Raw genomic sequence first — 14,117 nt, forward strand, 5'->3', positions numbered from 1 at the left:
CCGTCCCCCGCCGTCAAGGACGTCGCTGCGCTCCGCCGCTACGCGGTCGCTTCGCGATCCTTGACCGCGGGGCCCTGACGGACGGCAGGCGGCGCGCTTGCCGGCACGGACTGCGTGTCTCCCGGTGGTTGAGGTGCGACGAGCGCCAGCGAGGAGCCTCGAAACCTCCGGGCCTGCCTGGCGGGCTGTGGTGGCGGCGGTTCCCCGCACCGGGTCCGCGACGTACCGTCGAGGGCATGACTCCTGCCGACCTCCTGGCCGACTCCTTCGGCCGTGTCCTCGAGAGCGTCGAGGCGGTGCTGGACGGGGCGAGCGACGAGCAGCTCGCGCACCGGCCGGACCCCGACGCCAACAGCATCGGGTGGCTGGTGTGGCACCTGACCCGGGTGCAGGACGACCACGTCGCGGACGTCGCGGGGCAGGAGCAGGTGTGGACCGGAGGCGGGTTCGAGGACCGGTTCGGGTTGCCGCTGAGCCCGGGTGACATCGGCTACGGCCACAGCAGCGAGGAGGTCGGGCTGGTGCGCGCGTCGGCCGGCCTGCTGGCGGAGTACTACCGCGCGACGCACGCGCGCACGCTGGAGTACGTCGCCACGGTGACCGGCAACGACCTCGACCGGGTCGTCGACGAGCGGTGGGACCCGCCGGTGACGCTCGGGGTGCGGCTGGTCAGCGTGGTCAACGACTGCACGCAGCACGTCGGGCAGGCGGCCTACCTGCGCGGGTTGGTCGACCGCGCCGGCTGACCGGACCGGCTGACAGCGCCGGCAGGCCTCAGGCCAGGCTGCGGATGATGGCGCCCGCCGGTCCGGTCGGGGCCGCGCGGAAGCCGGTGCCGGCCCACAGGTGCAGGCGGTGCGGGTCGCCGGCAGCGGCGGCGGCACGACGCAGGCCCCGGGTCAGGTGGTGCAGCTCGGGATAGCCGAGCGGTGCCAGGGCGTCGTACCGCTCGACGAAGGCGTTGCGCAGCGCCCGCGCGGGACGACCGGTGAAGGCGTGGGTGACCACGGTCGTGGTGAACGCCGGGTCGGCGAGTGCGGCGCGGTGGGTGGCCGAGGTGCCCGCCTCGTCGGCGCGCAGCAGGAGCGTGCCGACGGCGACCGCCTCCGCCCCCGCCGCGAGCAGGTCGCGGACGGCGTCGGGGCCGTCCACCCCGCCGCCGGCCACCACGGGCAGCCGCGTGGCTGCCCGGACCTGCCGGACCACGTCCGCGGTCGGGGCGTCGCCGGACCGGCGGCCCGGGTCGAAGGTGGCGCTGTGCCCGCCGGCGCGTGGTCCCTGCACGACGAGCCCGTCGACGCCGGCCTCCTCGGACTGGCGTGCCTCGTCCGCGGTCGTCACCGACGCCAGCACCCGGGAACCGGCCCGGCGGAGGCGGGCGACGTCCGCGGCCGGCGGGAGGCCGAAGGTGAGCGAGACGAGCGGGACCGGGTCGGCGACCAGCAGGTCGAGCTTGGCGGGCCAGGCGTCGTCGTCGTGCTGCGGCTCGGCGGGCAGCTCCACGCCCGGGTCGGCGGCGTCGGCGGCCAGGGCCGCACGGAAGGCGTCGTACGACGCGCGGTCGACCGCGCCGGGCTGGGGCACGAAGAGGTTCACCCCGAACGGCCGACCCGTCGCCCGGGCCTCGCCGAGCAACGCCTCGAGCGCAGCGGGCGACAGGTAGCCCGCGGGCAGGAAGGCGAAACCGCCGGCGTCGGTGACGGCGGTGGCGAGGGCGACGGTCGACGGCCCGCCGGCCATCGGAGCGGCGACGACGGGCAGGTCGGTGTCGAGCAGGCTCACCCGTCCAGTCTGGCGCGGGACGCCACCCGGTAGCGCACGAAGGACGGCACGAGGAGCGCCGCGGCGACGGTGAGCACCACGACCAGCACACCCCCACCGGTGGCCGCGGCCGCCGTGCCGACGGCCACGGCGGTCGCGCCGTGCGTGACGTCGGCGATGCGGGGGCCTCCGGCCACCACGACGATGAAGATCCCCTGCAGGCGGCCGCGGACCTCGTCGGCCGCCGCGCTCTGCAGCATCGCGCTGCGGAAGGCGGCCGAGGCCATGTCGACCGCCCCGCCGACCACGAGCATGAGGACGGCCAGCAGCAGCCAGGGGCGTGCCGACCCCGAGGTCAGGTCGGCGCCGAGGACGGCCAGGCCGAAGCCCGCCATCGCCACGCCCCACACGACGATGCACCAGATGACGGCCCTGCCCTGTGCGGTGACCCGCGAGACCCACCCCGAGAAGATCCCGCCGAGCACGGCGCCGGCCGGGATGCCGGCGAAGAGCAGGGCGAAGGCCAGCCCGCCCTCCTCCGGGCCGAGGAAGCTCTCGTGCGCGATCTCGGGGAAGAGCGCCCGCGGCATGCCGAAGACCATCGCGATGATGTCGACGACGAAGGACATCATCAGCACCGGGTGGCGGCGCAGGTAGGCGATGCCCTCCGCGACCGACCGCAGGCCGGGCGTGCCGGTGACGCCCTCGACGGGCAGCCGCGGCAGCCGTACGACGGCGAAGAGCGTCGCGAGCAGGCAGACCGCGTCGGCGAGGTAGAGCCAGGCGTAGCCGGTGAACGGGATCAGCACCCCGGCCACGAGCGGGCCGCCGATCGCACCGGCCTGGACGACCGTCATGTTCAACGAGTTCGCCGCGGGCAGTACGTCCACGTCGAGCAGGCGCGGCAGCACCGCGGAGCGGGTCGGCTGGTTCACGGCGAAGAACGCCTGCTGGACGGCGAACAGCGACAGCAGCACCCACACGTTGCCGAGGTCCAGCGCCGCCTGCAGCCAGAACAGCGCGGCCGTCGCGATCAGGCCGGACGTCGTGATGACCAGGATCGTGCGCCGGTCGAAGTGGTCCGCGAGCGCCCCGCCCCACAGGCCGAACACCACCAGCGGCACGAGGCCGAAGACGCCGGTCAGGCCGACGTACGCCGACGAGCCGGTCTCGGAGTAGATCTGCGCCGGCACCGCGACCACGGTCAGCTGCGCACCGACCACCGTGATGATGTTGGCCAGCCACAGCCGCCGGAAGTGCGGGTTCTGCAGCGGCCGCGTGTCGGCCAGCATCCCGCGAAGGCTCACCGGGTCAGGCTACGGACGGCGGCCGGAACCCGATGAATCCACGCCGCTGCGCGGGTCAGCACAGCCATGGGCACCTCAGCAGGGGGCGGGCCGCCGCACGGCGTCGGGCCGCTCGACATCACCTTCACCGAGACGCTGCGCCGCAGCGACGCACCCGGCGGCTGGACCTACGTGGTCTGGCCCGAGTCGGCTGCGCGGTTCGGCACCCGCGGCCGGGTCAAGGTGCGCGGCACCGTGGACGACGTGCCGTTCGAGACCTCGTTCATGGCCCTGGGCGACGGCAACCACAAGCTGCCCGTGGCCAACGGACTGCGGGTCGAGAGCGGCAAGGAGGCCGGCGACACCGTCGAGGTGCACCTGACCGCGCGGCTCAGCTGACCGGGCGGCTCAGCTGACCGGGCGGCTCAGCTGACAGGCGGTTCACCTGACGGCCGGCCAGCAGTAGCGGTGTCGTCGGCCGGCCCACGGAGGACTGCTTCGGCGGGAGACCGATGAGAAAAGCGGTGGCAGGCTGTCGTACCGGGCAGCCACCGTTCGTGGTGGTGACGAGGGCGGTCACCAGGACCACCCGGCCGACCGGAGGAGACGACCCATGACGCAGTACCTGCTCAGCGTGCACGGCAGCGAAGAGGACTACGCGAACATCGATCCCCAGGAGGTCACCGAGATGGTCGCCGCCGTCGACCGCTTCAACGACAAGCTCCAGGCCGACGGCGTGTGGGTCTTCGCCGGAGGCCTCGAGACGGCCAGCACGGCCAGCGTCGTCGACGCGTCGGCGGGCGACACGGTGGTGACCGACGGGCCCTACCTCGAGACCAAGGAGCACATCGGCGGCTTCTGGATCCTCGAGCTTCCGGACCGCGAGACCGCGCTCCGGTACGCCGCGGAGGGCTCGGTCGCCTGCCGGGGCAAGGTCGAGGTCCGCCCGTTCCAGGCCGAGCCGCCGAGCGCGTGACCGGGGCTGCCGCGGAGGCGCGCGCGGCCGTCGAGCAGATCTTCCGCGAGGAGTACGGCCGGATCATCGCCTCGCTGGTCCGCCGCTTCGGCGACATCGACATCGCCGAGGAGGCTGCCGGCGAGGCCCTGGTCGCCGCCCTCGAGAAGTGGCCCGAGGGCGGCGTACCTCCCAACCCCGGGGGCTGGCTGACCACCACGGCCGGCAACCGGGCCATCGACAAGCTGCGCCGCGAGAAGCTGCGCGAGTCCAAGCACGAGGCTGCCGTGGTCATCCAGGACGACACCCCGCACGAGCCGGTCGGCGCGGTCGTCGACGACCGGCTCCGGCTGATCTTCACCTGCTGCCACCCGGCACTGGCGCCCGAGGCGCGGATCGCGCTCACCCTGCGCCTGCTCGGCGGCCTGACCGTCGCCGAGGTCGCCGCCGCCTTCCTGGTGCAGGAGACCACGATGGCGCAGCGGATCACCCGCGCCAAGGCCAAGATCAAGGGCGCCAACATCCCCTACCGCGTCCCGGAGGCCGAGGACCTGCCTGGCCGCGTCGGCACGGTGCTGGCGGTCCTGCTGCTGATCTTCAACGAGGGCTACCTGTCCTCCGGCGACGGCGACCCGGTCCGCGCGGAGCTCACCGGTGAAGCGATCCGGCTGGCCCGGATCCTCCACCAGCTGCTGCCCGACGACCCCGAGGTCACCGGGCTGCTCGCCCTGCTGCTGCTCACCGAGGCGCGCCGCGCGGCGCGCGTGCGCGGTGGCGAGCTGGTGACGCTGGAGGAGCAGGACCGCGGCGGCTGGGACCGCGGGCTCATCGTCGAGGGCCACGCCCTGGTCCGCCAGTGCCTCGCCCGGAACCAGCCGGGGCGCTACCAGCTGCTCGCCGCGATCAACGCCGTGCACACCGACGCCCCGACGGCCGCTGACACGGACTGGTCGCAGGTCGCCGCGCTCTACGACCAGCTCGCGCACCTCGACCCCTCGCCGGTCGTGGCGCTCAACCGGGCCGTCGCGATCGCGGAGCTCGACGGCCCCGAGGTGGCGCTCGCAATCGTCGACCGGTTGCCGCTGGAGAACTACCACGCGTGGCACGCCACCCGGGCCGAGCTGCTGCGGCGGCTCGGCCGCTCCGCGGAGAGCCGGGCGGCGTACGACGCCGCGCTGGCCGTGTGCGACAACATCGCCGAGCGCGCCTACCTCACCCGCAAGCGCGGGGAGCTGGTCGGCGGCTAGCCGGGCTCCTCACCGGGGGCGTCGACGCGGGGCAGCCACATCACGAAGCGGGTGGTGGGGCTGGCGGTGTCCAGCGACAGGTGGCCGCCGCACAGCTCGGCCAGGTCGGCGGCGACGGCGAGGCCGATGCCGTGGCCGGCGCCGTCCCGGCTGGTCACCCCGCGCCGGAAGACGTCGGGGCCCAGGGTGCGGGTGCCCTCGTCCGCGACCGCGATCTCGAGGTGCGTGCCGGCGTCGCGCGCCTCGACGGTGATCGCACCGCTGCCGTGGACCCGCGCGTTCTCGACCAGCACGTCGAGGACCTGCTCCACGGCGCCGGTGGCGGCCCGGGTGCGGGCGGTGCCGTCCGTGTCGACGACGAGCTCCCGGCCGTCCGCCGCCAGCGTGGTCTGCCAGCGCACGGCGGCCGCGAGCACGAGGCTGCCGAGCGCGACGACCTCCTGGCCGTCCAGCCGCCGGCCCCGGGCGAGGTCGAGCAGCTCGTCGATCGCCGCGTTGAGGCGGTCCAGCTCGGCGATCCCGCGCTCCAGCTCGGCCCGCACCTCGGGCGCGGTCTCCGGCCACAGCGTCAGGTCCTCCAGCCCCAGCCGGAGCGCGGTGACCGGGGTCCGCAGCTGGTGCGAGGCGTTCGCGGCGAACTCGCGCTCGCGCCGGACCAGCGCGTCGAGGCGGCCGGCCGCGCCGCGCAGGGAAGCGCCGATGGCCTCCGCCTCCGGCACCCGGTACGACGGCACGTCGATGTCGAAGCGGCCGTGGCCGAGCTCACGGGAGTGGACCGCGAGCTCCTGGAACGGGCGCGACATGCGCCGGGCGATGCCGTAGCCGAGCAGTGCGGAGCCGACGGCGAGGACCAGGCCGAGCAGCACCAGCGGGGTGATCGCCGTGCGCACGCCGGCGGTGACCGTGTCGCCGGAGACGCTCAGGTGCAGCGCGCCGCCACCGGGCAGGTCGCGGACGACCTCGATGCCGCCGTCGGCGTCCTCGGCGCCCCCGGCGACCAGCGTCTCGCCCTGCTCGGGCAGGTATTCCACCCGGTCGGCGCCGGTGAGCCCGTGCTCGAGGAGGGCGACGTCGACGTCGCCGCCGCGCTCGCGCCGCTCCTCGACGAGCCCCTCGAGCGCTGCCGCGGTGCTGTCGAGGGTGCTCCACTCCTGGTCGCGCACGAGGTCGGCCAGGAAGTAGGCCCGCGGGACGCCGTACATGCCGATGACGGCGAGGGTCAGGCCGACGAAGGCGATGACCAGCCGCTCACGCATCGGCGCGGGCGTCCTCGAGCCGGAAGCCGATGCCGCGGACGGTGCCGAGGGTGATCGGTGCGTCCGCGTCCTGCAGCTTCTGCCGCAGGCGGCCGATCGTCGCGTCGAGGGTCTTGGTGGAGCCGAACCAGTTCTCGTCCCACACCTTCGCCATCAGCGTCTCGCGGCTCACCACGGCGCCACGGTTCTCGTCGAGCAGTGCGAGGACGTCGAACTCCTTGGCCGTGAGGGCGAGCTCGGCCCCGGCGACCCAGGCCCGGCGGGCGGCCCGGTCGAGGCGGAAGCCCGGGCGGGCGCCGCTCGCCGGCTCGCGCACCGGCGCGGGTGCCGTGACCGCGGGCTCGGGCTCGGCAGGACCGTCGACGACGGCCGGCCGGTGCGCACGGCGGAGCAGGGCCCGGACCCGGGCCAGCAGCTCGGAGAGGCTGAACGGCTTGGCGAGGTAGTCGTCGGCGCCGACGTCGAGGCCGACCACCCGGTCGAGCTCGCCGGCGCGGGCGGTGAGGATGACGATCCCGCCGGCGTATCCGTCGGCACGGAGCCGACGGCACACGTCGAGGCCGTCCATGTCGGGCAGGCCCAGGTCGAGCAGCACGAGGTCGACGCCGCCGTCCGCGACCCGCGCGACCGCGGGCTCCCCGGCGGCGACCCGTTCGACGTCGTACCCCTCGCGCTGGACGGCGCGGACGAGCGGGGCGGCGATGGCGTCGTCGTCCTCGACGATCAGCAGGCGCACGGGCACTCACCGAGCATAGGGGGACCCCGGAGGCACGGTGGCCGAGCGCGCCCGGGCGCGACGGTCGGCGTCGAGGGCCACCAGCACGCCGAGCACCAGCACGATGGTCACCGCCTCCTGGATGCCGAGGCCGGTCCTGGCCTGCCCGGGGAGCCCGACGGCCACGGCGAGCCCGGTGGCGAGCAGCTGTGCGCAGACGACGACCACGACCGGGAGCCGCGTCTCCAGGCAGCTGTGACGGGACAGGGCGACGGCTGCGGCGAAGGTGACCGGCGCGAGGACCGCGGCGGTCACCGAGGCGCCACCCGGTCCGACGCCGAGGGCCCGGCCCAGCTCACCGGTGCCGAGGAGCACGGCCAGCAGGACGGCGACGCGGGTAGCGACGCTGTGGCGGTCCATCAGAAGTCCCGGTCCGCCGCACCGGTCTCGGTGACCGGCGTGGTGGAGCACGCCCCGCCGGTGGGCGAGGTGGCCGCGCCCGAGGGGCTCCACACCATGCCCGGCGTCGTGGTGACGGTGCGCAGGCCGGACCCGGACGACACGGTGCCCAGGACGATCGTGACGACCGTGCGGTCGGCGCCGTCGACGCTGACCGTGGTCGCGGTCATGGTGGCGTTGAAGGACACCTGCTTCTTCGTCTTCACGTAGTCCTCGCGCAGCGCCACCGAGCCGACGTTCACGGTGCTGCTGCCCCGCTGCACGTCGAGCACGTCGTTCTTGGGCCCGGTGCCGACGCCGTTGACGTTGCCGTCGCGCAGGCGCAGCGTGACCGGCACGGCCGCACCGTCCCAGCCGGCCGACAGGCTGGCCGGGGTGACGACCTCGCTCCAGGTCAGGGTGAGGGTGTCGCCCGCGTCGAGGCGGCCGGCGGTGCCGTCGCCGTTCGTGGCCTGGACGTCGATCGCCCGCAGCGGGCTGTTGTCGACCTTGCGGGTCAGCACCGCCGAGGTGGTGGTGCCGCCACGGCCGTCGAGGAGGACGGCGCGCAGGTCGCGGTTGCCGTCGGCGACGCTGCGGGTGTCCCACGTGCAGGAGTACGGCGCCGCGGTGGCCGTGCACAGGTCGGTCCAACTGCTGCTGCCGCTCGGGGCGTGCTGGATCCGCACGGAGGTCACGCCGGCGGTGGAGTTGGCCTGCGCGCTCACGGCGACGGTGCCGGTGAGCACGGTGCCGGGGTCGTCCAGGGAGACGGACGAGACGGTGTTGTCTACGACGCGACCGGTGACGGCCGCCGAGGTGGTGGTGTTGCCGGCGACGTCGGTGGCGACGGCGCGGAACGAGTAGGTGCCGTCGACCAGGGCGGTGGTCGCGAAACGGCAGGTGTAGGGCTCCGCGGTGGTCGTGCACAGCGGCTGCCAGGTGCTGGTGCCGCTGCGCTGGTGCTGCAGCGTGACCTGCTGGACACCGGAGTGCGCGTCGGTGGCGGTGGCGCCGAAGGTCACCGTGCCACTCAGGGGCGAGCCGGGGTCGGTCATCGAGACGGTCGGGGCGAGGTTGTCGACCTGGACGTCCCGGACGACCGCCGAGGTGGCGGTGGTGAGCAGGAAGGTGGCGACGGCGCGCAGGTCGTACTCACCGTTGGCGAGGCCCGTCGTGCTCCACGTGCAGGCGAACGGTGCGGACAGCCCGGAGCACAGCGGCTTCCAGGCCGTCGTGCCGGCGGGGGCGTACTGCACGGTGACGCTCCACGCCAGCGGGCCGCCGTTGAAGACGGTGGCGCTCATCGACACGTTGCCGCGGACCACCTCGCCGGGGTCGGAGAGCACCACGAGCACGTTGTTGGCCACGGTGGTGCGGACGACCTCGGAGACGGTGGTGTAGCCCGCGCCGTTGGTGGCGCGGGCGCGCAGGTCGTAGGTGCCGTCGGCCATCGAGCCGGTGGCCCAGCTGCAGGTGTATGGCGCGACCGTGTCGGTGCACAGCGTGGCCCACGACGTCGTGCCGGGGGCGAGGTACTGCAGGGTGACCGAGGAGATGCCGGACTCGGCGTCGCTGGCGGTGGCGGCCAGGGTGACTGTGCCCTGGACGGGCGTGCCGGGCGAGGTGACGGCGACGGTCGGCGCGGTCCAGTCGGCCGCGGCGCGGACCGTGCCGACGTTGGCGCTGGTGCTGGTGAACGTCGCGTCCGAGAACCCGCTGAACAGCCGGGAGGACCCGGTCAGCACGACGAGGCCGAGGAGCACGATCGCGGTGGTGCGACGCATGTCGGTCCTTCCGGTGCCGGGCCCGCTGGGCGGTGCCTGGGATGGTGGCTGGGGTGGTGGCTGGGTGGTTGTTGCTGGCGTGCGGGAGGCGGGCTGTCTCCGGTGCCTCCAACGCTAGGGAGGGGCGACCCACGGCCGGTCGACACGACCTCCACGCGCTCTCCACAAAACGGAACAGGCGGCGTTCCCCCGGCCCCACGCCGGGGGAGCGCCGCGCCTCGCTGGTGCTGGTCAGGCCGGCCGGGCGGCGCCCGGACCTGTCCCCGGTGCGGGGTCGGGGCGCGTGCGCACGGCGGCCACCAGCTGGCCGAGGCTGAGCAGGGCGACCAGGCCGGCCGGGAGGCCGACGACGAGGAGTCGCACCTGCGGGTCGGCCAGCGCGATGAGCGCGTAGCCGACGTACGGGACCGAGTAGGCCACGACCGGCTGCTCGTCCGCGGTGAGCGAGAACCGCCAGGGGTCAGGGTCCGGGTTCGCGTCGCCCTGCGTCCGCAGCACCTGCGCGCCCTCGGGGGAGCGGCCGATGGAGACGATGCGGTGCGTGACCAGCGAGGTGACGCCGGACGCGGGCGGCGGCTGGTAGGTGATCACGTCGCCGACCTCCAGGTCGGCGGCGGGGACCTGCTCCTCGAAGACGATGGACCCCTTGTCGTAGGTCCCCGCCATCGAGCCGCCGGTGATCACGTACCGCTCGTGCCCCAGCAGCGACGGCAGCACGTAGGCGATGCCGAGCAGCGTCACCGCCACCAGCAGGAGGTTGCCCGTGGCCCCGAGGGCCCGGTGGAGCCGGGTGCGTCGGTGCTCGGCCATGGTGGTCTCCTGGTGGTGTCAGTGGTGTCGGTGGTGTCGGTGCTGTCAGTGGGTGGTTCAGTGCCGGGGCCGGTCAGGGATCACTGCTCGTAGGTGTCGCCGTCGAGCTGGATCGAGTCCCACTGGTAGGACGCGGAGGCGGTCTTGCCCTGGTCGGCGTTCGGGGTGCCGGTCGCGAGCTTCACCGAGAACTTGTAGGTGTTCGCGACGCCGGCCTGGACCACGCCGAGGTCGGTCTTGGTGCCGTCGACCAGGCCGCCGAACGTGCCGTTGTAGACCGAGGCGCCGGTGGTGGTGTTGGTGATCGCCAGGGTCAGGTTCGAGCCAGTGAACCCGTTGGCCGACGCGGTCTCGGTGAGGCTGAAGGTGGCCGGCAGGCTGCCGGTGTTGGTCAGCGTGAGCGAGCCGTTGAGGGTGTCGCCCGGCTTCATGTTGGCCAGGTCGAAGACGGCGCCGCCGTCCTTGGAGTTGCTCTGCGACAGCGTGCCGGAGGTGACGGCGCTGATGGTGTTGCTGGACTGCGAGGTGAAGGTGGCACCCGAGCCCACCGCGATCGCGCCGGCGGCGGCGAGGGTGGCGAGCGGGACGAGGACCTTCTTGGACATCTGCATGGGAGCTTCTCCTGTGGTGGTGGCGGGGGCTGTTCCCCGATGACCAGAACTCTTCCAAGGCGCGCTTCACACGCGGTCCACACGAGACCCCCGCGAATTCCCCGGCTCCTCCACGGTTCGGCACACCCCGCCGTGGAGCTCCACGAGATCTCCACGAACGCTCCCCGGCGGCTGGACGGGCGCTCGTACCCTGTCGTCATGACGCTCGCCCCGCTCACGCTCCCGACCTCGTCCGACGCCTGGCCCGACTGGATCAGGGAGCGCTCGGCGGCCGAGCTCGCCCGCGCGACCGAGCTCGTCGACGGCCTGCGGACGGCGCCGCCCGCCGACCCGGTCGAGGTGCTGCGCCAGTGGGACCGGGCGTCGGGCCACCTGGGCAACGTCGCCGCGCTGGGGTCGCTCTTCGGCAACGTGCACCCGCAGGAGTCCGCCCGCGACCTCGCGGACGGGGTCGAGCAGGAGGCGTCGCGGCTGGCGACGCAGTGGAGCCTGGACCGCGGGCTGTACGACGTGTTCGCCGCCATCGAGGACGACGCGGTCGCGCACGACCCGCTCGCGCTGCGGCTGCTGCAGAAGGTGCGCGACGACTTCCGCCGCTCCGGCGTGGACAAGGACGAGGAGACCCGCGCGCGGATCAGCGCCATCCGGGAGCGGATCACCGAGCTCGACCAGGAGTTCAGCCGGGTCACCCGCGACGACGTGCGCAGCATCCGCGTGCGCCCCGAGCAGCTCGACGGCATGCCGGCCGACTGGCTGGAGGCCCACCCCGCCGACGAGGACGGCCTGGTCACGGTCACCACCGACTACCCGGACTCGGTGCCGGTGCGGATGTTCGCCCACGACCAGGCCGTGCGGCGCGACATCACCGTCGCGTCCCTCGAGCGCGGCTGGCCGACCACCGAGGCGCTGCTCACCGAGCTGTTCGACCTGCGCCACGAGCTCGCCACGACCGTCGGCTACCCCGACTGGCCGTCGTACGACGCGGACGTGAAGATGATCGGCAAGGGCTCCGCCATCCCCGAGTTCATCGACCGGATCGCCGAGGCGGCCGAGGAGCCGATGCGTCGCGACCTCGACCAGCTGCTCACGCGCTACCGGCAGGACTTCCCCGACGCGACCGAGGTCCCGGGCTACGACTACCAGTACTACGCCGAGCTGGTCCGCTCCGAGCAGTACGCCGTGGACTCGCAGCGGGTGCGCACCTACTTCGACTTCGGCAAGGTCCGCCAGGGCCTGCTCGACGTGACGGGCCGGCTCTTCGACCTGTCGTACCGGCAGGTCGACGTGCCGGTGTGGCACGAGGAGGTGACCGCCTACGAGGTCGACAAGGACGGCCGCACCATCGGGCGGATCTACCTAGACCTCCACCCGCGCGAGGGCAAGTACAAGCACGCCGCGCAGTTCACGCTCACCGACGGCGTCGCGGGCGAGCAGCTGCCCGAGGGCGTGCTGGTGTGCAACTTCTCCCGGGGCCTGATGGAGCACGACCACGTCGTGACGCTCTTCCACGAGTTCGGCCACCTGCTGCACCACGTGCTCGCCGGGCACGGCGACTGGTTCCGCTTCGCCGGCGTCGCCACCGAGTGGGACTTCGTCGAGGCGCCGAGCCAGATGCTCGAGGAGTGGGCGTGGCACGCCGACGTGCTGCGCACCTTCGCCAGCAACGAGGCCGGGGAGCCGGTCCCGGCCGACCTCGTCGCGGCGATGCGTGCCGCCGACGACTACGGCAAGGGCATCTACGCCCGCACCCAGATGTTCTACGCCGCGATCTCGTACTGGTTCCACGCCGACCGGGCGCTGCCCGCCAGCCAGGTCCCCGACCTCACCGACCGGATGGTCGAGCTGCAGGCGCGGTACGCCGCCTTGCCGTACCTGGCCGGCACCCACATGTTCGCCAGCTTCGGCCACCTCGGCGGCTACAGCTCGGCCTACTACACCTACATGTGGTCGCTGGTCATCGCGAAGGACATGTTCAGCGCCTTCGACGCCGACGGCGACCTCTTCGACCCGACGGTCGCGCACCGCTACCGCGACCGGGTGCTGGTCCCCGGCGGCAGTGCTGACGCCGCCGACCTGGTCACCGACTTCCTGGGCCGCCCGTTCGCCTTCGACGCCTACGCCGCCTGGCTCGCCAGGTAACGGTCTGCACCACACTGCCCCTTTGCATCGCGACCACGCTCGGCGTACCATTGCGATATATCGCGAAATGAACACGAACTGTTCCCGCGATATCTCGAACTGACGAGGGGGTCCACCGGCCCCCCACCTCACGAAGGAGGTCCCCATGGGACGCCACCACAACAAGTTCTTCGGACCCGACGCTTGCGGCCCCTGGGGCGAGCCGCGCGGGTTCCAGCGCCGCGGACGCGGCGACTTCGGCCCCGGACCCTGGGGCGCCTGGGGCGAGCCGCGCGGCGGCCGCCACGGGTTCGGCGGCCCCGCCGGCCCGCCGCCGTGGCTGGTCGGGCTCTTCGGCCAGGGCCGCCCCGAGCCGGGCCGCGGCCCGCGGGTGCGCCGCGGGGACGTCCGCTCCGCGATCCTCGACGTGCTCCGCGCGGCGAACGAGCGCGAGGAGTCGCCCAACGGCTACCAGGTCATCCAGCAGATCACCGAGCGCAGCGGCGGGGTGTGGAAGCCCAGCCCCGGCTCGGTCTACCCGACCGTCCAGCAGCTCCTCGACGAGGAGCTCGTCGAGAACGACGGGGCCGGCCGCCGCGGCATGCGGCTGACGTCGAAGGGCGCGGCCTGGTGCCAGGAGCACGCCGACGAGCTCGCCGCCGTCTGGGTGCCCTTCGACCGGCACCGCGAGCAGGCCGCCCGCGCCACCGCCGGCCCGTCCGGCAACGCCGACATCAAGGCCGAGATCGGCCAGGTCATGAGCGCCGTGTGGCAGATCGTCACCGCGGGCTCCGACAGCCAGCGCCGGGCCGCAGTCGACGTCCTCGTCGAGGCCCGCCGCAGCCTCTACGGCATCCTCGCCGACGGCCCCGAGGCCGACGTGGTCGACGACGGTGCCGACGACGGTGCCGACGACGGTGCCGACGACGGTGCCGACGACGGTGCCGACGACGGTGCCGACGACGGTGTCGACGACGAGGCCGGCCCGACCGAGGCCTGAGCCGCCACCCGGGCTGACGGCACCCCGCACCCCGGGGCGCCAGGGTCACGCAGCAGCGGCCCCGCACGAGATCCGTGCGGGGCCGCTGTCGTGCCCGGTGCCGTCAGCCGACCACCAGCTGGTCGGCGAGCAG

14 protein-coding genes are annotated in these 14,117 nt (G+C 73.8%); 6 read left to right on the forward strand and 8 right to left on the reverse strand.

Annotated features, from left to right (window positions below; translation table 11 throughout):
• The first annotated feature begins 236 nt into the window (after positions 1–236).
• A complete protein-coding gene (locus NOCJ54_RS0122060; protein WP_028657207.1) occupies positions 237–746 on the forward strand; it encodes a mycothiol transferase in 510 nt (169 codons plus the stop codon).
• Positions 747–774: 28 nt separating this feature from the next.
• Here NOCJ54_RS0122060 and NOCJ54_RS0122065 read toward each other — a convergent pair whose 3' ends face one another.
• Both NOCJ54_RS0122065 and NOCJ54_RS0122070 read right to left on the reverse strand, forming a co-directional pair.
• Positions 775–1,782, reverse strand: a complete 1,008-nt coding sequence (locus NOCJ54_RS0122065; RefSeq protein ID WP_036519357.1) for an NAD(P)H-dependent flavin oxidoreductase — start codon at positions 1,780–1,782, stop codon at positions 775–777.
• Positions 1,779–3,068: an MFS transporter gene (locus tag NOCJ54_RS0122070; protein WP_028657209.1), complete on the reverse strand. Its 1,290-nt coding sequence runs from the start codon at positions 3,066–3,068 to the stop codon at positions 1,779–1,781. Before NOCJ54_RS0122070 ends, NOCJ54_RS0122065 begins: the two co-directional genes overlap by 4 nt.
• Before the next feature lie 66 nt (positions 3,069–3,134).
• Here NOCJ54_RS0122070 and NOCJ54_RS0122075 point away from each other — a divergent pair, with 66 nt between their 5' ends.
• The 3 genes from NOCJ54_RS0122075 (at position 3,135) to NOCJ54_RS0122085 (ending at position 5,249) form a co-directional block, all read left to right on the forward strand.
• Positions 3,135–3,446, forward strand: coding sequence for a DUF1905 domain-containing protein (locus NOCJ54_RS0122075; RefSeq protein ID WP_051486277.1), 312 nt, complete (start codon positions 3,135–3,137; stop codon positions 3,444–3,446).
• Positions 3,447–3,660: 214 nt separating this feature from the next.
• Positions 3,661–4,023 carry a YciI family protein gene (locus NOCJ54_RS0122080; RefSeq protein WP_028657211.1) on the forward strand — a complete coding sequence of 121 codons (363 nt, stop codon included), beginning with the start codon at positions 3,661–3,663 and terminating at the stop codon, positions 4,021–4,023.
• Positions 4,020–5,249, forward strand: coding sequence for an RNA polymerase sigma factor (locus NOCJ54_RS0122085; RefSeq protein ID WP_028657212.1), 1,230 nt, complete (start codon positions 4,020–4,022; stop codon positions 5,247–5,249). Before NOCJ54_RS0122080 ends, NOCJ54_RS0122085 begins: the two co-directional genes overlap by 4 nt.
• Here the strand turns inward: NOCJ54_RS0122085 and NOCJ54_RS28740 are convergent.
• The 6 genes from NOCJ54_RS28740 to NOCJ54_RS0122115 all read right to left on the reverse strand — a co-directional run bounded on the left by NOCJ54_RS28740 (position 5,246) and on the right by NOCJ54_RS0122115 (position 10,866).
• Entirely contained in the window at positions 5,246–6,505 is a 1,260-nt protein-coding gene (locus tag NOCJ54_RS28740) for a HAMP domain-containing sensor histidine kinase (protein WP_051486278.1), read from the reverse strand. The two genes, NOCJ54_RS0122085 and NOCJ54_RS28740, sit on opposite strands and share 4 nt — an antisense overlap.
• Positions 6,498–7,247, reverse strand: coding sequence for a response regulator transcription factor (locus NOCJ54_RS0122095; protein WP_157515014.1), 750 nt, complete (start codon positions 7,245–7,247; stop codon positions 6,498–6,500). The genes NOCJ54_RS28740 and NOCJ54_RS0122095 overlap by 8 nt, the downstream gene beginning before the upstream one ends.
• The gene (locus tag NOCJ54_RS0122100) at positions 7,248–7,640 is read right to left on the reverse strand and encodes a hypothetical protein (protein WP_028657214.1); all 393 of its coding nucleotides are present in this window, start codon (positions 7,638–7,640) and stop codon (positions 7,248–7,250) included.
• Positions 7,640–9,445: an Ig-like domain-containing protein gene (locus tag NOCJ54_RS0122105; protein WP_028657215.1), complete on the reverse strand. Its 1,806-nt coding sequence runs from the start codon at positions 9,443–9,445 to the stop codon at positions 7,640–7,642. The genes NOCJ54_RS0122100 and NOCJ54_RS0122105 overlap by 1 nt, the downstream gene beginning before the upstream one ends.
• A gap of 231 nt (positions 9,446–9,676) precedes the next feature.
• On the reverse strand, positions 9,677–10,255 hold the full coding sequence (locus tag NOCJ54_RS0122110; protein ID WP_028657216.1) for a signal peptidase I: 579 nt from the start codon (positions 10,253–10,255) through the stop codon (positions 9,677–9,679).
• Positions 10,256–10,335: 80 nt separating this feature from the next.
• Entirely contained in the window at positions 10,336–10,866 is a 531-nt protein-coding gene (locus NOCJ54_RS0122115; RefSeq protein ID WP_028657217.1) for a TasA family protein, read from the reverse strand.
• Positions 10,867–11,064: 198 nt separating this feature from the next.
• Between NOCJ54_RS0122115 and NOCJ54_RS0122120 the strand changes: the two genes are divergently transcribed.
• Both NOCJ54_RS0122120 and NOCJ54_RS27665 read left to right on the forward strand, forming a co-directional pair.
• Entirely contained in the window at positions 11,065–13,005 is a 1,941-nt protein-coding gene (locus NOCJ54_RS0122120; protein WP_028657218.1) for a M3 family metallopeptidase, read from the forward strand.
• A gap of 145 nt (positions 13,006–13,150) precedes the next feature.
• Entirely contained in the window at positions 13,151–13,984 is an 834-nt protein-coding gene (locus tag NOCJ54_RS27665) for a PadR family transcriptional regulator (protein ID WP_084255615.1), read from the forward strand.
• The last annotated feature ends 133 nt before the right edge of the window (positions 13,985–14,117 follow it).

The organism is Nocardioides sp. J54 (assembly GCF_000519005.1).
Classification (GTDB): Bacteria; Actinomycetota; Actinomycetes; order Propionibacteriales; family Nocardioidaceae; genus Nocardioides.